Origin of the sequence: Christiangramia aestuarii (assembly GCF_009735585.1) — a bacterium.
In the GTDB taxonomy this organism is placed as follows: Bacteria; Bacteroidota; Bacteroidia; order Flavobacteriales; family Flavobacteriaceae; genus Christiangramia; species Christiangramia aestuarii.
In genome coordinates, this window is sequence record NZ_VJVW01000075.1 from 1 (window position 1) to 460 (window position 460).

Annotated in this window: 1 pseudogene; it reads right to left on the reverse strand. The window is 70.7% G+C overall.

The window, feature by feature from the left end:
- Positions 1-211: pseudogene (locus FLP08_RS16975) on the reverse strand (transporter substrate-binding domain-containing protein); the annotation flags it as partial.
- Positions 212-460: the final 249 nt, after the last annotated feature.

Here is a 460-nt window from a genome sequence, read left to right on the forward strand (position 1 = left end):
CGAACAGCGCGGCGGCCAGCGCCCGGCAGATGTCGACGTCGAGCCCCTTGAAACGGCCCTTGGCGTCGGCGTAGGAGAACCCCGGCAGGCCGTCGCTGACGCCGCACTGCACGTAGCCCTTGCGCTTCACCGCATCCAGCGTCGCACCGGCCTCGGCCGTGGCGCTGGCGCCGAGGCAGACGGCGGCCAGCAGCAGCCAGGTACCTTTCATTATTGTCATCTGTTCGCCACTCCCTTCGCCGCCCCTGGGTGAACCGCCGGCCCCGCGCCGGTCGCTTCCCGGGCCGGTCGCCGCACTGTAACCGCAAGCGCCGCGGCACCGGCAGAGGCAGCCGGCGGCGCGACCGCGGCGGGCGACGAACGGCGTACCCGGCGCACTTCCCTTAGCAAAGCGCATCCGCGGGAAATTGGCGAATGCATGATCTGCGACAATCTGGCCGACTTGCGAGCGGGAAAGCGC